Below are 18,681 nucleotides of genomic sequence, written 5' to 3'. Positions count from 1 at the left end.
ATGAGTCAGGATTGGGATGCCGGTCGGCTGGACAGCGACCTCGAAGGCGTAGCGTTCGATACCCTGGCCGTACGCGCCGGTCAGCACCGCACGCCGGAAGGCGAACACGGTGATCCGATGTTCTTCACTTCCAGCTATGTATTCCGTACCGCTGCCGACGCGGCGGCGCGCTTTGCCGGCGAAGTGCCGGGCAACGTTTACTCGCGTTACACCAATCCGACCGTGCGCGCGTTCGAAGAACGCATTGCCGCGCTGGAAAGCGCCGAGCAAGCGGTGGCCACGGCCACTGGCATGGCGGCGATCATGGCGGTGGTGATGAGCCTGTGCAGCGCCGGCGACCACGTGTTGGTGTCCCGTAGCGTGTTCGGCTCGACCATCAGCCTGTTCGAAAAATACTTCAAGCGCTTCGGCATCGAAGTCGATTACGTGCCTCTGGCGGACTTGTCCGGCTGGGACGCGGCGATCAAGGCCAACACCAAGTTGCTGTTCGTCGAGTCGCCTTCCAATCCGTTGGCCGAACTGGTGGACATTGCCGAGCTGGCGAAAATCGCTCACGCCAAAGGCGCGATGCTGGTAGTCGACAACTGCTTCTGCACCCCGGCGTTGCAACAGCCGCTGAAGATGGGCGCGGACATCGTCGTGCACTCGGCGACCAAATTCATCGACGGCCAGGGCCGTTGCATGGGCGGCGTTGTTGCCGGTCGCAGCGAGCAGATGAAAGAAGTCGTCGGCTTCCTGCGTACCGCCGGGCCGACCCTGAGCCCATTCAACGCCTGGATCTTCCTCAAGGGCCTCGAAACCCTGAGCCTGCGCATGAAGGCGCATTGCGCCAACGCCCAGCAATTGGCCGAGTGGCTGGAGCAGCAGGACGGTATCGAAAAAGTCCATTACGCCGGCCTCAAGAGCCATCCGCAGCACGAACTGGCCCTGCGTCAGCAGAAAGGTTTCGGCGCCGTGGTGAGTTTCGAGGTCAAGGGCGGCAAAGAGGGCGCGTGGCGCTTTATCGACGCGACTCGCCTGATTTCGATCACCGCCAACCTGGGCGACAGCAAAACCACCATCACGCACCCGAGCACCACCTCCCACGGCCGTCTGGCGCCGCAAGAGCGTGAAGCGGCGGGCATTCGTGACAGCCTGATCCGCATCGCGGTCGGTCTGGAAGACGTGGCTGACCTGCAAGCCGATCTGGCGCGCGGGTTGGCTGCCTTGTGATCGAGTTGTCGACGCCAGGCACCGGCACCCATGGCCGCGTTGCACTGGTCACCGGTGCCGCGCGCGGCATCGGGCTCGGTATTGCGGCTTGGCTGATCAGCGAAGGCTGGCAGGTTGTGCTGACCGACCTCGATCGAGAACGCGGTTCGAAAGTGACGAAGGTGCTGGGCGCAAACGCCTGGTTCATCGCCATGGACGTCTCGAACGAGGGGCAAGTGGCGCTGGGCGTCGCCGAGGTGCTTGGGCAATTCGGACGTCTGGATGCGCTGGTGTGCAACGCGGCGGTGGCCGACCCGCACAACATCACCCTGGAAAGCCTCGATCTGGCTTACTGGAATCGGGTGTTGGCGGTCAATCTCAGTGGGCCGATGCTGTTGGCCAAACACTGTGCGCCGTATCTGCGCGCTCACAGCGGTGCGATCGTCAACTTGGCCTCGACCCGCGCTGCGCAGTCCGAGCCGGACACAGAGGCTTACGCGGCGAGCAAGGGCGGTCTGTTGGCCCTGACTCATGCCTTGGCGATTAGCCTTGGGCCGGAAATTCGCGTCAATGCGGTCAGCCCCGGCTGGATCGATGCGCGTGATCCGGCGGCACGTCGTGCCGAACCTCTGACCGATGCCGACCATGCGCAGCATCCGGCGGGCAGGGTAGGGACCGTCGAGGACGTCGCGGCGATGGTGGCGTGGCTGCTGTCGAAGAATGCCGGTTTCGTCACGGGCCAGGAGTTTGTGGTCGACGGCGGCATGACCAAGAAGATGATTTACAGCGAGTAATCCGGCGGCGTCCTGGCCAGCATTTGTATTGGATGTGCCGCCGCCTTCGCGAGCAAGCCCGCTCCCACAGTTGATTGTCAGTGAACACAGATTATGTGTACGACGCAAAATCACTGTGGGAGCGGGCTTGCTCGCGAAAGCGGTGTGACTGCATAAGCGTGATGGTGGCGGTTGGCAACGCCTTGCGGAATGACACGATTCTGTCTTTTTTAGAAAAACTTCAATCCTGCTATTGACTTAGGTTCGCTACCTGCGTAAATTTCGCGGCCTCGGAGATGCAAACGGGTGATTAGCTCAGCTGGGAGAGCGTCTGCCTTACAAGCAGAATGTCGGCGGTTCGATCCCGTCATCACCCACCACTTCCGAGAGTCTTGCGAAAGTAAGATGGAAGCTTTTAAAAGCCTCCACCGACGCGCAGCGGTAGTTCAGTCGGTTAGAATACCGGCCTGTCACGCCGGGGGTCGCGGGTTCGAGTCCCGTCCGCTGCGCCATATTTTCCGAGTCAGTTTTATCTGGTTCGAGATTGAGAAGCTTCTGAGTTTTCAATCAGACGAGTTACTTGGGCGAAAGTCCAAAGCGATACGCAGCGGTAGTTCAGTCGGTTAGAATACCGGCCTGTCACGCCGGGGGTCGCGGGTTCGAGTCCCGTCCGCTGCGCCATATCTGCCTCAAGGCCCGCTGAACGCCTTGGAGCTACGAAGAAAGCCGCTGGCTGTCTTCGAGTCGATAGCAAAGACCCTGGTCGAAAGACCGGGGTTTTTTGTGTCTGCGATTTGGCTTTTCCTCCGTCCACACCCTCCCAATCGAACCTTTCTGCTCATCCGATGCATAAAGCGCTTCCTTCATACGCCTGACATTAATTAGAATCACTCTCATTTACGATAACTCCTTGGCACAGGGCTTCTTGAAATGAGCGATGCAGCGATGCCGGAGGAGCAAACCTTCCACGATTTGTACCGCGACCATCGCGGCTGGCTCGAAAGCTGGTTGAGACGACGCATGAGCAATGGTCATGATGCAGCGGACCTGAGCCAGGATACGTTCGTGCGCTTGCTCGCCAGCTCCCAGCGCATCGCTGACCTTCAAGAACCCCGCGCCTACCTGGCGACCGTGGGCAAACGGTTGCTGACCAACTTCTATAAACGCCGCAGCCTCGAGCAGGCTTACCTCAATGCACTGGCGTTGCTGCCGGAAGACTGCGTGCCATCCCCCGAACAACGCTGGATCCTGCTGGAAACCCTGCAAGCCCTCGACGAGTTGCTCGATGGATTGCCGACGCCGGTGCGACGGGCGTTTCTCTGGAGCCAACTGGAAGGCCTGGGTTATCAAGACATTGCCGAGCGCCTGCAAGTCTCGGAGCGCACGATCAAGCGCTACATGGCGCAAGCCTACGAACACTGCCTGCTGGTGGACCTGTGATCGGTTCAGCCCCTTCGGCCGACGCCCGCCAAGCCATCCGGGCTGCCGCACGGTGGCTGGCGCTCATGGAATCGGGCACCGCCAATGAGCGCGACCGAGCCGAATTGCAGAACTGGCGCGACAGCCATTCCAGCCACGAGCAGGCCTGGCAAAAAGCGCAACTCTTGCGCCAGCGCTTCACCGACCTGCCGTCAGCACTGGCGATGGCCAGTCTGGATCGGCCGCAACCAAGCCGACGCGCAGTACTCAAGCGCGCCGTCGGAGCGGTCGCGTTGGTGCCGGCTGCCTGGCTGATCAGTCGGCAATTGCCTCTGGACGTCTGGGGCGCCGATCTGCGCACAGCGACCGGGGAGGGAAAGAAAGTCCAGTTGGCCGATGGCAGCTCGCTGCAATTGAACACCGCCAGTGCCGTCGATATCGATCTGAACAACCGGCTACTGAAGCTTGTGGAAGGCGAAATAGCCCTGAAAGTCCCCGGCACTTCGCCGCTGACGATCCAGACCCATTTCGGCCAAGTGGTCGTCAGTCAAAGTGAAGTGTGTGTCCGTCAGTGGCAGACGGGTTGCAGAGTGTCTGTGCTTAACGGCGCCGTGCAGTTGCAGCCGTTGCACGGACCGGTCTTCTCGTTGCGCGCCGGCCAGCAAGTCAGTCTTCAGGTCGCGGATGCCGGTGCCGTGGAGCCCTTCGACGTGCTCGCCCCAGGTTGGCGTGACGGTGTGCTGATGGCGCAGAACCAGCCGCTGGGGGATTTCCTGCGCGAACTCAGCACTTATCGTCCAGGCGTGTTGCGCTGGGAACCGGAATTGGAATCCCTGCGCGTCACTGGCAGTTTTCGCCTGGAAGACACCGACCGTATCCTCGCGTTGCTGGCGGCCAGCCTGCCGCTGGAGGTGCATTCGCGTACGCGTTATTGGGTAACGCTGCTGCCGCGCAAAAATAGTGTTTGAAGTGTGTCCCCTTTTTTCGCGTCGATTGTCATTCAAGGCAAGTGAACGAAATAAGAGAGCTTCTTCAATGCCCGCAGTGTTCCCATCGAGTCCGCGTCTGGCTTCATCCCGCCTGCGCCCGTTAATGCACTTGAGCCTGTTGCTGAGCCTCAGTGCCTGTCCGTTGTTTGTCACTGCCAGCTGGGCCGAAGACGCGCCTCGACGCAGTTATCAGGTGCCGGCAGGTAGCCTCAGCGCAGCATTGACCCGTTTCGCCGGTCTGGCGGGCGTCAACCTCTCGGTTGACCCGGCGTTGGTGAGCGGTCGCAACAGTCCCGGTCTTTCCGGCGAGTTCGCCGTGGAGGAGGGCTTTGCCCGGCTGCTGCAGGGTTCCGGCCTGCAACTGCAGCCAGTGGGCGAACAGGCCTACATCCTGACCCCGGCGCCAGAAGGCAGCGGCCTGCAACTGGGTGCCACCTCGATTCTCGGCTCCATCGACCCGGTGGATGGCGATCCGTATGCCGGCGGCCAGGTCGCCCGCCGCGGTTCGCAGGGCATGCTCGGCTCCAAAGACTTTATGGAAACTCCGTTCAGCATGACCACCTACACCAGCGAGGTGGTGAAGAACCAGCAGGCGCGGACCTTGGGCGACCTGATCGCCAACGATCCGTCGGTTCGCGCCACCAACCCGGCGGGTGGGCGCTACGAGCAGTTCACCATTCGCGGGCTCAGCCTGTTCAACAGTGATGTTGCCTACAACGGTCTCTACGGCATCCTCCCGACTTATACGATCGACATGGAAATGGCCGACCGCGTCGACGTGCTCAAAGGTCCGAGCCAGCTGATCAACGGCATCTCGCCGCGGGGCAGCGTAGGCGGCGGGATAAACGTGGTGCCCAAGCGCGCCACCGACAAACCGATCACGTCGTTCACCGGCAGCTACGCGTCCGACAGCCAGGTCGGCGGTGCTGTGGATGTCGGCCGGCGGTTTGGCGAGGACAACAAATTCGGTATTCGCTTCAACGGCGTCAAACAGTCCGGCGACACCGAATGGGATCAACAGAATGTCGACCGCGAGATGGCCGTACTCGGCCTGGATTTTCGCGGTGAACGCCTGCGGCTCTCGACGGACATCGGGCGCACCGAGCGTGACACCGACGCCCCGCAGGAACGCGTGCAGGTGAACGCCAACGCGCAGGTTCCGCGGGCCAGCGATGTGCGCCACAACTATGCGCAACCCTGGAGCAAGGCGAGCACCAACGACACCTTCGGCACGGTGAACGGCGAGTTCGATGTCAGCGATTCCGTCATGCTGTATGGCGGTGTCGGCGCGCGCAAAAGCAACCATGACTTCCTCCGGCATGCCGTTGCAGTCACCAATGACCGGGGCGATTTCAGCGTGCAGCCGCGTGATTTTACTCGCGACGAAAATGTGCGGACGGCCACGGCCGGGGTGCGCAACTGGTTCCACACCGGTCCGGTGAGCCACGAGGTCAACCTGGCCGCCAGCTACTTCTACATGGACTTCGAAAATGGCGGCGCGCGTTACGCGGCGGCGGCGAGCAACCTCTACAATCCGGTGGAAACACCGACACCGGTCAGACCGACGCGACAGGATCCGAAGGTCTACACCGAAAACCGCTTCAGCGGCGTGGCGTTGTCCGACACCCTGGGTTTCTTCGATGACCAGCTGCTGCTGACCCTCGGCGCGCGCTGGCAGCGGGTCAAGGTTGACGACTGGTCGGATAACATCAAAGGCGACACCGCCTACGATGAGGAAAAGGTTTCGCCATCAGGCGGCATCCTGTTCAAGGCCACCGATAAGCTGTCGCTTTACGCCAACTACATGGAAGGCCTGAGCCAGGGCAAGATCGCACCGTCGACCTCGATCAACGAAGACGAGATTTTCCCGCCGTTCATCAGCCGCCAGGTCGAGGTCGGCGCCAAGTATGACGCCGGTGCTTTCGCGGTGACCGCCGCAGTGTTCCGGATCAAGCAGCCGGCCTATGAGACCAACGCCACGACACGCGTCTTCGGCCCGAACGGCAAGCGTGAAAACACAGGTGTGGAGTTGAGTGTGTTCGGTGAGCCGCTCGACGGTTTCCGCCTGCTCGGCGGTGTCATGTACATCGACAGCGAGCTGACCAACACCGCCAATGGCACTTTCGACGGCAACCGGGCGCCGGCCACGCCGAAATACAACGTCAACCTCGGCGCCGAGTGGGACGTGCCGACTGTTCAGGGCCTGACCCTCACCAGCCGCGGCCTCTATTCCAGCTCGCAATACCTGGATCAGTCCAACAACAAGGAAATCGATTCCTGGGAGCGTTTCGACGTGGGCGCACGCTACGCGTTCAAGGTCGAGGAAAAGAACATCACATTGCGCGCCAATATCGAGAACGTGGCGGACAAGCGCTATTGGAGTTCGGCCGGGGCGTCGGATGACAGCGAGCCTGGGTTGACGCTGTCGACGCCTCGGACCTATCTGCTTTCGGCGACGGTGGACTTCTGACGGCATCTCATTGGCTGACATGACGCCATCGCGGGCAAGCCCGCTCCCACAGTGATCTGTGTTGTTTCACACATTGAGTGAACACCAAGAACCCTGTGGGAGCGGGCTTGCCCGCGATGGCGGCATAGGCAGCGCCGCAAAACTCAGCCCTGTAAATACACCGCATGGGTATGCGTGTACTCGTAAAGCCCATGCTTGCCATCCGCACCACCAATCCCGGATTTACGCACCCCGGCATGGAAGCCCTGCATGGCTTCGAAGTTCTCCCGGTTGACGTAAGTCTCGCCAAAATCCAGCTCGCGCATCGCCTGCATGGTTTTACTCAAGTCGCGGGTGTAGATCGATGAAGTCAGGCCATAGTCGCAATCGTTGGCCAGGGCGATGGCTTCGTCGAGGTCATCGACGATCTGGATCGGCAGCACCGGGCCGAAAATCTCCTCGCGCATGATTTCCATATCGGCGCTGCAACCCGCCAACACCGTGGGCTGGAAGTGGAAGCCATTTGGTAGATCGGCAATCTGCCCGCCACTGATCAAACTTGCGCCCTGACTCAACGCCGTACGGACTTTGCGGTTGACGCTGTCCAGGCCCTGACGGTTGATCAGCGGGCCCATTTCCACATCTGGCTGAGCAATCGGATCACCGTAACGGGTCGCGCTCATCGCGGCAGAAATGCGTTCGATGAACTGATCGGCGACCTTGCGCTCGACGTACACTCGCTCGGCGCAATTGCACACCTGGCCGCTGTTGATGATCCGCGAATCGCGAATGGCTTTCACCGCCAGATCCAGGTCGGCATCCGCCAGCACAATGGCCGGCGCCTTGCCGCCCAGTTCCAGGTTGAGCTTGGTGATGTTCGGTGCCGCGGCGGCCATGATTCGCGAGCCGGTGTCGACGCTGCCGGTGAAGCTGATCATGTCCACGCCCTTGTGCGCGCTGAGTGCCGCCCCCACTCGACCATCGCCGCAGACCACGTTGAACACGCCGGGTGGCAGATCGGTTTCGGCGACGAGCCGGGCGAATTCGAAGCAGTTGTTCGGGGTTTCTTCGCTGGGTTTGATCACGATGGTGTTGCCGGTCAGCAGGGCTGGGGCCATCTTGCGGGCGATCAGGAAAAACGGGAAATTCCACGGCAGGATGCCGGCGACCACGCCCAGCGGTTTGCGAAACAGAAAGATGTTTTCGTTCTGGCGGTCGCTGGTGATGATTTCACCTTCAATGCGTCGGGCCCACTCGGCCATGTAGTCGAGGTAATCGGCGGTGAAATTGACCTCGACCTCCGCGAGACCGCTGACCTTGCCTTGTTCCAGGGTAATGGTGCGCGCCAGGTACTGTACGTTCTCCCGCAGCTTGGCGGCGATCCGCCGCAGATGCCCGGCGCGTTCAATCGCCGGTTTGCGCGACCAGTCTTTTTGCGCAGTACGCGCGGCGGCGAGGGCGTGGTCGACGTCTTCGGCCGTCGAGGCCGGGACTTTCGACAGTACGACGCCGGTGGCCGGGTTGATCACATCGAGGTGGGCAGCGCTGGCCACAAACTGGCCATTAATGAAGTTTTCGTAGACAGGCACGGACGACATGGGACGACTCCTTGGCTGATCAATAGGTGCGCGACGGCGCGTGCTCGGTGGCCGGTGTGCGATAGCGCGCGAGGGTGGACATGGCGCTTTGGCACAGCAGGCTGATGTCGATGGCCACCGCAATGAACTGGCAACCCCAACTCTGATAACGGCGCGCATCCTCTTCGTTCGGCGCGAGAATGCCGCAGGCCTTGCCGGCCGCGAGCGTCGCTTGCACCGCGTGTTGGATGCGTTCCTGAACCTCAGGATGACCCGGGTTGCCGGCATGGCCGAGGCCGATGGACAAATCCGCCGGGCCGATAAACACCGCGTCCACGCCTTCGACAGCGGCGATTGCTTCGACGTTTTCCACACCCGTGCGCGATTCCACCTGCACGATCAGGCACAACTGCTCATGGGCGGTGTTCAGGTAATCCGGCACGCCGTCCCAGCGCGTGGCGCGGGTCAGGCCGCCGCCGACGCCACGAATGCCATGCGGCGGATAACGCATGGCGCGCACCAGCGCGGCCGCTTGCTCGGCGGTTTCGACCATCGGGATCATCAGCGTTTGCGCGCCGATATCCAGCAGTTGCTTGATCAGATTGGCATCGCCCGTCACTGCACGCACGACGGGCGCGGTGGAGTAGGGCGCCACCGCCTGCAATTGCGCGAGTACGCCGGGCACGGTGTTCGGCGCATGTTCACCATCGATCAACATCCAGTCATAACCGGTAGTGGCGACGATTTCGGCGGCATAGCCGGTGGCGAAACCGGCCCAGATGCCGTACTGGGTCGCCGGATTTTTCAGCGCGGCCTTGAAAGCGTTGTGAGGCATGTTCATGACGGGGTCCTTTCTCAGCGGTTATACGGCCGATGCAGTTGGCATTCCGGGTTGAGCGTCACGCCGAAACCTGGCTGGTCGAGTGCCGACAGGCGCATGCGGCCGTTCACCGGCACCGGTTCGCCGAGCAATTGCGGGTGGAACATTGGCACCACTTCGTCCGCTTTCGGCGCCATCATCAGGAACTCGGCGAACGGGCTGTTATGCCGGGTGGCGACGAAGTGGTAGCTGTAGACCGACGAGCCGTGAGGAATGACCAGAGCGTTGCGGGCGTCGGCCAGAGCCGAGATCTTCACCAGTTCGGTGATGCCGCCGCACCAGCCAACGTCCGGCTGGATGATGTCGCAGCAACCCATTTCCAGAAGCATGCGGAAGCCCCAGCGGGTGGCTTCGTGTTCGCCGGTGGTCACCAGCATGCCTTTGGGCACGTTGTTGCGCAGGGCCGCGTAGCCCCAGTAATCGTCCGGCGGCAGGGCTTCTTCGATCCACTTCAAGCCATATTCGTGGGCGCCGACCGCCAGCTTGGTGGCGTAGTTGAGGTCCAGGCTCATCCAGCAATCGAGCATCAGCCAGAAGTCCGGGCCGACCCGTTCCCGCATGATGGCCAACTCTTCGAGGTTCTTGCGCAGGCCTTCCTCCCCTTCAGCCGGGCCGTGGTGCAGCGGCATTTTTCCGCCGATGAAACCCATTTTCTGCGCCAGGTCCGGACGGGCGCCGGTGGCGTAGAACTGCAATTCGTCGCGCACCGCACCGCCGAGCAATTGATGCACTGGCTCTTTGCGGATCTTGCCAAGCAAGTCCCACAGCGCCAGGTCGACGCCGGAGATCGTGTTGATGACGATGCCTTTGCGCCCGTAATACAACGTCGATTGGTACATCTGGTCCCAGATTTTTTCGATATCGGTGACCCGCGCACCTTCCAGGAATCGCGCCAAGTGTTTTTCGACGATATACGCGGCAGGCTCGCCACCGGTTGTCACGGCAAAACCGACCGTGCCGTCGCTGGCTTCGATCTCGACCACCAGTGTCCCGAGCACGTTGATGCCGAAAGTGCGGCGGCTCTGGCGGTACTCTGGGTATTTGCTCATCGGCGTAGCGATGTGATCGTCGATCCAGTGGCCGTCCGCCTGATCGTGATAATCCGCGCCGCCGCCTCGCAGGGTGAAGGCGCGGACGTGTTTGATGGTTGGAATGCCCATGGTGTGACTCCTCAGGTTTAAACGGTGGCCGGTGTACTGGAAGGCTTCTGGACGGGTGAGCGGATACCCAGCACCAGCAACGCGGCGATGACAGTGGTGCCGGCCAGCACGTATAAACCGGCGGCCGGTGAATGGAAGGCGCCTTCGGCCCAGTTTTTCAGCACCGGGGCGATGAAGCCGCCGAGGGCGCCGAACGAGTTGATCAAGGCGATCCCGGCCGCCGCAGCGCTGCCGGCGAGGTAGCTGGAAGGGAAGGTCCAGAACACCGGTTGCACGGCGATGAAGCCGGAAGCGGCGAAGCACAGCGCGACGATGCCGAGGAACGGGCTGGCGAAGGTCACCGAGCAGGCGATCCCGGCTGCCGACATCAGTAACGTCAGGCAGGCGGTGCGACGACGTTCGCCGGTGCGGTCGCTGTAACCGGGGATCAGGTATGCCGCGACGATCGCGCAGATCCACGGAATCGCCGTGACCAGTCCGACCATCAGCCCGACCTTGGTGCCCAAGAGTCCGCCGACCTGGGTGGGCAGATAGAACACCACGCCGTAAACGCTGGCCTGAATGAGCAGATAAATCAGGCACAGGTACAGCACCGACGGCTGGCACAGGACGTTGAGCAGGCTGCGGCCGTGGTTCTGTTTGTGGCTGTCTTCTTGATCGAGGATGCCTTGCACTTGCTGGCGCTCTTCAACCGTCAGCCACTTCGCATCGGCCGGGCGATTGTCCAGATACCAATAGGCCCAGACACCCACCGCGGTGGCCATCAGGCCTTCAACCGCGAACAGCCATTGCCAGCCGTGGACACCGGCAAATCCGTCCAGCTCCAGCAACAGGCCGGACAGCGGGCTGCCGAAGATGAACGCCAGCGGCGCACCGAAGTAGAAGAAGCCCATGGCTTTGCCGCGCGCGGCGCTGGGGAACCAATAGGTGAGGTAGAGGATGACGCCGGGGAAGAATCCGGCTTCGGCCACGCCCAGCAAAAAGCGCAGGATGTAGAAGCTGGTTTCGGTGTGGGCGAAGACCATGGCGGCGGAGACCAGGCCCCAGGTGACCATGATCCGGCACATCCACAGCCGGGCGCCGACACGGTGCAGGATCAGATTGCTCGGCACTTCAAGCAGCGCATATCCGACGAAAAACACCCCGGCACCGAAGGCGAAGGCGGCGTCGCTGATATTGGTGTCGGCTTGAAAGGCTTGCTTGGCGAACCCGACGTTGGCGCGGTCGAGGAAGGCCATGATGTACATCAGCAGCAGAAACGGGAGCAGCCGCCAGGAAATTTTGGCGAGCAGAGGCGCGGGTAGAGTCTTCATCGCAGTTTTCCTTTGGTAGGGCATTTGTTCTTATGGGAAAGACTGTACGGCCGTGGATCGATGCGTTACAAATCGAATCTAGCTCACAACTGATACCCTCAGGGTATCGATACAAAAGGCCCGCCATGACCACGCCGATCATCTCCCGCAGCCTGCTCAACCGCCTGCGCTACAAGCATTTGCACATGCTGGTGACGCTGAGCAGCAGTCAGAACCTGCACCGCGCCTCGCAAAGCCTGAACATGTCGCAACCGGCGGCGACCCGGATGCTGCACGAGATTGAAGACATGTTCGGCTGCGATCTGTTCGAGCGCCTGCCGCGCGGGATGCGGCCAACGGCGCTGGGCAGTGAGTTGATTCGCTTCGCCGAATCCGCCCTCAGCGGCCTCGACCGCTGCGCCGAAGACCTGATCGCGCGGCAGCAGGGCGGTTACGGTTATCTGTCCATCGGCACCATCATGGGCGCCGCGCCTGACCTGGTGATGGATTCGATTGCCGAGATCAAGGCGCTCAATCCGCAGTTGCGCATTCGCATCATGGGCGACACCAGTGACCAGGTGATCCAGCTTCTGGAGCAGGGCCGCATCGACCTCGCCATTGCCCGGCGCAATGCCGCCACCGACAGCGAACATTACGAATTCGAACAGCTGGGCAACGAACGGTTGCTGGTTGTCGTTCACGCCGGTCATCCCTTGGTGCAAAGGGAAGCACTCGAACTCTCGGAACTGGTCAGCGGCTGGCCGTGGATCCTGCAGCCGGAGACCAGTCCGGCGCGCATCGGGCTTGATCAAGCCTTGCAGCGCCTGGCCTTGCCGACGCCCGCCGACATCATCGAATGCAGCTCGGTGTATTCGATGCAGCAACTGATTCAACTGACCGACGCCATCATGGTGCTCTCGGAAACCGCGTTGCGCGACTACCTGAAAATGGGGCTGGTGGTGGCGCTGCCCGTAAAGCTGGACGTGCAACTGGCGCCGTTCGGATTGCTGCTTCGCAAGGGCGAACACATCAGCCGGGAGTTGGGTTTGTTCATCGATTTGCTCCGCCGAAAAGCGGCGATTTTTTGATTCTTCGGTCAGATTTTTGTTACCAGTTGTTTTCTAAAAGCGCATAAATCTATAAAGTTAACCTTTCGGTCAGCTTTGCACTGTCAACACAGCCCTTTGCCTCGTCAAAAAGGGCTTCTGCAAGACTCGAGATCCCCAGAACATAACCAGAAGGGCGGACCCATAACCGCCCAGAGGATGATCCATGTCCAACCGTGAAATATCCCGGCGCTCGTTCCTTCAGGGCGGGCTGGTGGCGGGTGTGAGCGTGACGCTCACGCCGCTCAGCAGTCAGGCGCTGGCGGCCCTGATGGAAAACAGCGTGACCGTGCCGTCCGAGCAATGGCTCGGCAACAACGGCAAGGCGCGCTCGCGTAACGATGCCTTGTCCAAGGTCTGCGGCAGTAAAGTCTTTGCCCGCGACATCCGCGCCAAGGACATGCCGGGCTGGCCGCAGCAACAAGGTCACGCCATGCTGCTGAAAACCACCAAGGCCGATCGCATTTACGCCGGTTACGACCTGGCGTGGCTCGGCGTTGACTTGCAGCCGGACCGTATCGTCACTGCCGCTGAACTGGACAAGGACGGCATCGCCTTCCCGGAAGAACACGCGCCGGATCCGCTGCTGCCGGAAGGCAAGGTGCCGATGTTCATCGGGCACCCGGTGGCGATCCTGATCTGGAACGACTTCGAGCGTTTCCGTCAGGCCAAGGCCAAACTCAAATTCAATGACAAAGCGATTCGTTACGGCGACAAAGTGCCGTTCTACGAAGGCGATCCCTACGGCAGTTTCCGCTACGTGCGCGTCGGCGGGGCGACCTCGGCGGACGAGGACGAATTCGCCAGCCTCAAGGATTCGATCCTGTTCCCGATGCTGCGCAACCGTCGTCCGGTCTGGAATTCCCTGCCGAATCTGCACGGCAACCTGACCGAGCGCGGCCTGTTCTACGCCGAGCGCATGAAGCAGCAGATCGACACGCCGCCAGACAACTGGCTGGTGTTCGACGAGCGCTACAAAACCCCGTCGATCGAACCGGCCGCCATGGAGCCGGACAACGGCAACGGCTGGTACGACCCGGCGACCAAGACCCTGCATTTTGTCGTCGCCACCCAGTGCCCGCTGGAGACCGCGACCGAGACCGCGAAAATGATCGCGCCGTCGCGTTTCGGCCTGGCAAACCTGAACATGCACCCCGGTTACACCGTCGGCTACGGCTCCAAAGACCACAACATTTTCGTGTACTACGCGGCGCTGGCGGCGTTGTACGGCGCCGGTGTGCCGGTGCGTCTGGCCAACGATCGCTACGAGCAGTTCCAGAGCGGCATCAAGCGTCACCCGTTCGACATCCGCTATCAACTGGCGGTGGACAAGACCGATCACAGTTTCAAGATTTTCCGCGCCGAGATGAACGTCGACGGCGGCGGGCGGATCAATTACAGCCCATCGGTGGCGGCGGTTGGCGCCACGGCGGCGCAGTCGATCTACTACATGCCGCAGAACGATTTGCAGGTCACCGCCTACCATTCCCGCGCCGTTGAAGCTGGGTCGATGCGCGGTTACGGCACGCTGCAAAGCATGGCCTCCACCGAGATGATGGTCGATGAAATTGCCGATCGCCTCGGCATCGATGCGATTGATCTGCGCAAGAAAAACGCCATGGTCTCGGGCATGAAAAACACCCAGGGCGCAGTGCCGGCAGGTGCGTTGCGTCTGCACGAAATTCTCGATAAAGCCGCTGTCCACGAAGTCTGGAAAAACCGCGACGCGATCAAGAAACAGCGCGAAGCCCAGGACCCGGACAACTGGTACGGCGTTGGTTTCGCCATCTGCCAGAAAGACTTCGGCACCGGCTCCGAAGCGCCGATGGCGAGCATCGAATTCACCGCTGATGGGCACATCACCCTGCGCCACATCGGTATCGAAATCGGCACCGGCATGTCCACCTCGCAAGCCTTGGTCGTGGCCGATTTCCTCGGCGTCCCGGCGACTGAAGTGAAGACCGGCGAGACTGAATGGAACGAGTTGCAGCTGATCACCGGCGGCAACCCGTACATCATGAGCCAGGCCGAGCAGGACAAATTCCTGCGCAATCCGCGCTGGGTCGGCAAGCTCGCCTCGGCCTCGTCGGCGACCAACTCCGCCTACTACTTCAGCCACGCCACCCGTGAAGCGGCGCGCGTGCTGTTTAACCACGGTTTGTGGCCGGCGGCGTTGCAGATCTGGGGCCAAGGCCCTTACGGCGGCCAGGCCAATCCGTATGTGGTGCGCCGCGAAGATGCGCATTGGGTCGACGGCCGACTCACCGCCAACGGTATGCAGCCGCTGAGCTTCGAGCAACTGGCCAAACACGCCCACGAAAAAGGCCTGGTGACCGGCGCGACGGTGCACGGTTTCAACCGCTGGAGCTGGGCTGAGGCCGAGTTCAGCATCGACGGCGTGCGTGAACGTCTGCCGCTTGATGGTCTGGCAGTGAAGTACGGCGACGGCGCTCCGAGCGTGAAAAAGGCGCAGATGAACAGCGCCGGTTTCCACCTGCTCGACCGCCAGAACATCCATTACCCGGACACTCAGTTGAACAACGCGGCGGTGACCTATTACAGCCCGGTCGCGACCCTGGTGGAATTGAAAGTGAACAAGGGTTCGGCCGAGGTTCAGGTGCTCAACCATCACTCGTGGGTCGAGTGCGGTCGGGTGCTGGTGGAAGAACTGGTCAAGGGCCAACTCGAAGGCGGGATTGCCATGGGCATCGGTCATGCGTTGATGGAAGAGATGCCGCTGTACGAAGGCGGGCCGGGGGAGGGCGACTGGAACTTCAACCGTTACCGCTTGCCGATGGCGCGCCACGTTGCGGTCTGGAAGCAGACGGCGGAGATCCTGCCGCCGCTGTCGCCGAGCGATCCGTCCAAGGGCATCGCCGAAGTGGTGATGATCCCGGTGGTCGGCGCCATCGGTAACGCCGTGGCGCACGCCATCGGCAAACGGGTCCGCGACCTGCCTATCACTTCTGCCCGCATCAAGGAGGCCCTCAATGGCTAACCGTCGGCTTCAACTGACCCTCAACGGTCAATCCGTCGGCCCGGTGGACATCCCTGATGACCTGCCGATGATCGACTACCTGCACGAATACAAAAACCTCACCGGCTCGCGTCTCGGCTGCGGTCAGGGCATCTGCCACGCCTGCGTGGTGATCGTCGACAACCCGGACGGCACCAGCGAAGAAGTGCGCACCTGCATCACAGGTGCGCACTATTTCGAAGGCAAAAAGGTGCGGACCATTGAAGGCCACGCGACCCGCGACGAGCACGGCCAGGTCACTGAACTTAATCCGATCCAGCAGCGCTTCGTCGATGAATTCGCCTTCCAGTGCAGCTACTGCGCACCGGGTTTCGTGAATGCCGCGACGGTGTTGGTGGAGAAGCTGCAGCGTCAGCCCATCGTCAAAAGCCAGCTGGAAAAAGTCATCGAGGACAGCCTCGGTCACCACATCTGCCGCTGCACCGGCTACGTGCGTTATTACAGCGCGACGCGCAACGTGCTGACCGATCTCGGCCTGGTCAAGGAGGGTTAAGCATGAAGCATCTTCTTTCCCGCCTGGCGTTGGCGGTTGGTCTGGCTGCGCCTGTGTTCCTGGCTCATGCGGATGATCAAGTGGTTCGCGGTGCCTATCTCGCCCGTGCCGCCGATTGCATGGCGTGTCACACCGCGCCGGGTGGCGCGCCGTATGCGGGCGGGCTGCCGATCGTCTCGCCGTTCGGCACGATCTACGGCACCAACATCACCCCGAGCAAGGACCACGGCATCGGTCTGTACAACGATGACGAGTTCTTCGCCGCGCTCACCGAGGGCAAGCGTCGCGATGGCGCGAACCTGTACCCGGCGATGCCGTACACCTCGTATCACCTGATGCCACGCGCAGATTCCGACGCGATTCACGCGTACCTGAAAACCGTCGAGCCGATCGAGCGTGCAGCACCGGTCACGAGCCTGAGCTTTCCGTTCAATGTGCGTCTGGGTTTGATGGGCTGGAACACGCTCTACGGCAAGGACGTGAAACTGGAACCGGCTGAAGGTAAAAGCGAAGCCTGGAAACGCGGCCAGTACATGGTCGACGTGCTCGGTCACTGCGGCGAATGCCACACGCCGCGCGGTTTGCCGGGCGCGATGCAGCAGGACAAACGCATGACCGGCGGCCTGCTCAACGGCTACCTGGCGCCAAGTCTGCTGGCCAATGACCTGGCCGCGCGCGGCTGGAATCATCAGGACCTGAGCTCGTTCCTCAAACACGGCATGAGCGCCCAGGGCACGATGTTCAACGAGATGTTCCCGGTGTTCCACAACAGCACCCAAGGCCTCAATGACCCGGATCTGGCGGCGATGGCGACCTTCCTGCTCGGCGATCAACCGCCGGCGGCGAAGGTGCTGACGGACGTGCCGTTGGACAAACTCAGCGCCAGCGCCCAGCGCGGTCGTCAGGATTACCTGAACGTCTGCGCCGGATGCCACGCGGTTGGCGGCGAAGGCAAACCGCACATCGCCGTGGCTATGCGCGGCAACACCACGTTGCGCCTGGACGATCCGCGCAACCTGATGCGGGTGATCGACGACGGCATTGGTGAGCAGAAATTCGCCGGGTTCGAACACATGCAACCGATGCCGGGGTTCGCCGAGAAGCTCAGCCATGAGCAACTCACCGATCTGCTGAACTACCTGCGTCAGGGCTGGGGTGGTCAATCGGGTGATCTGGCGGTGAGCGATGTGCAGACGTTGCGGGCCGATGCACCGCCGCTCGAGCACAAGGCCCACTGACATGCAGCATCTCGATCTGCAAGTCGTGCGACGGGCGCTGGAATGGTCGACGGCTGGCCAGCGCATCTGGCTGTGCACGGTGCTCGCCACGTATGGCTCGGCGCCGCGCGCGCCGGGCTCGTTGCTGGCGGTGAACACCGACGGGCAATGGATCGGCTCGCTGTCTGGCGGCTGCGTCGAGGAAGACTTTCTCGAGCGCGTCGCCGAGGGCGCGTTTGTTGAGGCGGTCAGCGTCGTTCGTTATGGCGAAGGCGATGATCCGCGTTCGCGCGTGAGTCTGCCCTGCGGCGGCGTGCTCGATGTGTTGGTGGAGAAGCTTGAGTCCGAGTGCGAGGTTCAGGCTCATCTGCGGGAGCTGGAGTCGGCGTTACTGGGCCAGCGTCGGCTGATCCGCGAGGTTGATCTGGCCAGCGGTGCGCGCAGTCTGTTCACTGACCGTGAGCAGGGTGTGCGCATCGAACGTGAGATTGACCGGGTGCGCGTGCGGATCGGTGCGGCTCAGCGCTTGTTGTTGGCGGGGTATTCCAGCGTCGCTCAGGCGTGTGCGGAGTTTGCGGTTGCCTTGGGGTTCGAGGTGATTCTCTGTGATCCGCGCGATGAAGTGCTGGGAGGTGTTGTGCTGGAAAACGTCGAGATTCGTCGTCAATTGCCGTCGGTGTTCATTGCTGACGGCGGCTGCCACAGCGATACCGCGGTGGTGGCTTTGACTCACGATCCGCGCATCGACGACCTGGCGATGATGGAAGCCGTGCGCACCGAGGCGTTTTATATCGGTGTGATGGGCTCCCTGCAAACCTCGCAAAAGCGCTTCGAGCGATTGCGCAGGATTGGTGGCTTGGGAGACGCGGAGTTGGCGCGGATCCATGCGCCCATCGGGCTGAACCTAGGCAGCAAGACACCGGCGGAAATAGCCCTGGCCGTCCTCGCCGACATCCTGCGAATCCGCAGCGGCATCGCGCGGGATCGGCTCTAAAGCCAAGCGCTGATCCCTGTGGGAGCCGGGCTTGCCCGCGATGAGGCCATCACATTCTATATCTGTGTTGACTGACCCTTCGCGATCGCGAGCACCCGCAATGG

Annotated in this window: 14 protein-coding genes and 3 tRNA genes; 13 read left to right on the top strand and 4 right to left on the bottom strand. The window is 61.8% G+C overall.

Features of this window, described 5'->3' with window-relative positions; all coding sequences use genetic code 11:
• The 8 genes from ACA060_RS19005 to ACA060_RS18970 all read left to right on the top strand — a co-directional run bounded on the left by ACA060_RS19005 (position 1) and on the right by ACA060_RS18970 (position 6,842).
• Positions 1–1,212 (top strand): O-succinylhomoserine sulfhydrylase, encoded by a 1,212-nt coding sequence (locus ACA060_RS19005; RefSeq protein ID WP_010456020.1) that lies wholly within the window; start codon positions 1–3, stop codon positions 1,210–1,212.
• On the top strand, positions 1,209–1,985 hold the full coding sequence (locus ACA060_RS19000; protein WP_109633194.1) for an SDR family oxidoreductase: 777 nt from the start codon (positions 1,209–1,211) through the stop codon (positions 1,983–1,985). Before ACA060_RS19005 ends, ACA060_RS19000 begins: the two co-directional genes overlap by 4 nt.
• 283 nt (positions 1,986–2,268) lie before the next feature.
• Positions 2,269–2,344, top strand: a tRNA-Val gene (locus ACA060_RS18995).
• A gap of 55 nt (positions 2,345–2,399) precedes the next feature.
• Positions 2,400–2,476 (top strand) — tRNA-Asp (locus ACA060_RS18990).
• Positions 2,477–2,568: 92 nt separating this feature from the next.
• A tRNA-Asp gene (locus tag ACA060_RS18985) sits at positions 2,569–2,645 on the top strand.
• A gap of 249 nt (positions 2,646–2,894) precedes the next feature.
• A complete protein-coding gene (locus ACA060_RS18980; protein ID WP_109633190.1) occupies positions 2,895–3,404 on the top strand; it encodes a sigma-70 family RNA polymerase sigma factor in 510 nt (169 codons plus the stop codon).
• Positions 3,401–4,351, top strand: coding sequence for a FecR domain-containing protein (locus ACA060_RS18975; protein WP_497312482.1), 951 nt, complete (start codon positions 3,401–3,403; stop codon positions 4,349–4,351). The genes ACA060_RS18980 and ACA060_RS18975 overlap by 4 nt, the downstream gene beginning before the upstream one ends.
• A gap of 67 nt (positions 4,352–4,418) precedes the next feature.
• A complete protein-coding gene (locus ACA060_RS18970) occupies positions 4,419–6,842 on the top strand; it encodes a TonB-dependent siderophore receptor (protein WP_497312480.1) in 2,424 nt (807 codons plus the stop codon).
• Positions 6,843–6,985: 143 nt separating this feature from the next.
• Here the strand turns inward: ACA060_RS18970 and aldA are convergent, their stop codons facing one another.
• The 4 genes from aldA to ACA060_RS18950 are packed head-to-tail and all read right to left on the bottom strand — an operon-like array spanning position 6,986 to position 11,751.
• On the bottom strand, positions 6,986–8,419 hold the full coding sequence (aldA, locus tag ACA060_RS18965; protein WP_497312478.1) for an aldehyde dehydrogenase: 1,434 nt from the start codon (positions 8,417–8,419) through the stop codon (positions 6,986–6,988).
• 19 nt (positions 8,420–8,438) lie between these two features.
• On the bottom strand, positions 8,439–9,239 hold the full coding sequence (locus ACA060_RS18960) for an aldolase/citrate lyase family protein (RefSeq protein WP_497312476.1): 801 nt from the start codon (positions 9,237–9,239) through the stop codon (positions 8,439–8,441).
• 14 nt (positions 9,240–9,253) lie between these two features.
• Positions 9,254–10,438: an L-rhamnonate dehydratase gene (gene rhmD, locus ACA060_RS18955; protein ID WP_497312474.1), complete on the bottom strand. Its 1,185-nt coding sequence runs from the start codon at positions 10,436–10,438 to the stop codon at positions 9,254–9,256.
• 17 nt (positions 10,439–10,455) lie between these two features.
• Positions 10,456–11,751, bottom strand: a complete 1,296-nt coding sequence (locus tag ACA060_RS18950; protein ID WP_109633177.1) for an MFS transporter — start codon at positions 11,749–11,751, stop codon at positions 10,456–10,458.
• Positions 11,752–11,876: 125 nt separating this feature from the next.
• Here ACA060_RS18950 and ACA060_RS18945 point away from each other — a divergent pair, with 125 nt between their 5' ends.
• The 5 genes from ACA060_RS18945 to ACA060_RS18925 all read left to right on the top strand — a co-directional run bounded on the left by ACA060_RS18945 (position 11,877) and on the right by ACA060_RS18925 (position 18,577).
• On the top strand, positions 11,877–12,818 hold the full coding sequence (locus tag ACA060_RS18945) for a LysR family transcriptional regulator (protein WP_497312472.1): 942 nt from the start codon (positions 11,877–11,879) through the stop codon (positions 12,816–12,818).
• Between the two features lie 184 nt (positions 12,819–13,002).
• Complete coding sequence (locus tag ACA060_RS18940; protein ID WP_497312470.1) at positions 13,003–15,834, top strand: xanthine dehydrogenase family protein molybdopterin-binding subunit; 2,832 nt, start codon at positions 13,003–13,005, stop codon at positions 15,832–15,834.
• A complete protein-coding gene (locus ACA060_RS18935) occupies positions 15,827–16,366 on the top strand; it encodes a (2Fe-2S)-binding protein (RefSeq protein ID WP_497312469.1) in 540 nt (179 codons plus the stop codon). Before ACA060_RS18940 ends, ACA060_RS18935 begins: the two co-directional genes overlap by 8 nt.
• A 2-nt stretch (positions 16,367–16,368) precedes the next feature.
• Entirely contained in the window at positions 16,369–17,604 is a 1,236-nt protein-coding gene (locus ACA060_RS18930; RefSeq protein WP_497312467.1) for a c-type cytochrome, read from the top strand.
• A gap of 1 nt (position 17,605) precedes the next feature.
• Positions 17,606–18,577, top strand: a complete 972-nt coding sequence (locus ACA060_RS18925; protein ID WP_497312465.1) for an XdhC family protein — start codon at positions 17,606–17,608, stop codon at positions 18,575–18,577.
• Positions 18,578–18,681: the final 104 nt, after the last annotated feature.

Source organism: Pseudomonas sp. LBUM1671, from assembly GCF_059695685.1.
This window is presented reverse-complemented; position numbering and strand designations above follow the sequence as displayed.

Coding starts and splice junctions, on each gene's coding strand:
- ACA060_RS18935 (WP_497312469.1), top strand. CDS start 15,827: ATGGCTAACCGTCGGCTTCAACTGACCCTCAACGGTCAATCCGTCGGC.
- ACA060_RS18930 (WP_497312467.1), top strand. CDS start 16,369: ATGAAGCATCTTCTTTCCCGCCTGGCGTTGGCGGTTGGTCTGGCTGCG.
- aldA (WP_497312478.1), bottom strand. CDS start 8,419: ATGTCGTCCGTGCCTGTCTACGAAAACTTCATTAATGGCCAGTTTGTG.
- ACA060_RS19005 (WP_010456020.1), top strand. CDS start 1: ATGAGTCAGGATTGGGATGCCGGTCGGCTGGACAGCGACCTCGAAGGC.
- ACA060_RS18950 (WP_109633177.1), bottom strand. CDS start 11,751: ATGAAGACTCTACCCGCGCCTCTGCTCGCCAAAATTTCCTGGCGGCTG.
- ACA060_RS18970 (WP_497312480.1), top strand. CDS start 4,419: ATGCCCGCAGTGTTCCCATCGAGTCCGCGTCTGGCTTCATCCCGCCTG.
- ACA060_RS18925 (WP_497312465.1), top strand. CDS start 17,606: ATGCAGCATCTCGATCTGCAAGTCGTGCGACGGGCGCTGGAATGGTCG.
- ACA060_RS18945 (WP_497312472.1), top strand. CDS start 11,877: ATGACCACGCCGATCATCTCCCGCAGCCTGCTCAACCGCCTGCGCTAC.
- ACA060_RS18980 (WP_109633190.1), top strand. CDS start 2,895: ATGAGCGATGCAGCGATGCCGGAGGAGCAAACCTTCCACGATTTGTAC.
- rhmD (WP_497312474.1), bottom strand. CDS start 10,438: ATGGGCATTCCAACCATCAAACACGTCCGCGCCTTCACCCTGCGAGGC.
- ACA060_RS18940 (WP_497312470.1), top strand. CDS start 13,003: ATGTCCAACCGTGAAATATCCCGGCGCTCGTTCCTTCAGGGCGGGCTG.
- ACA060_RS18960 (WP_497312476.1), bottom strand. CDS start 9,239: ATGAACATGCCTCACAACGCTTTCAAGGCCGCGCTGAAAAATCCGGCG.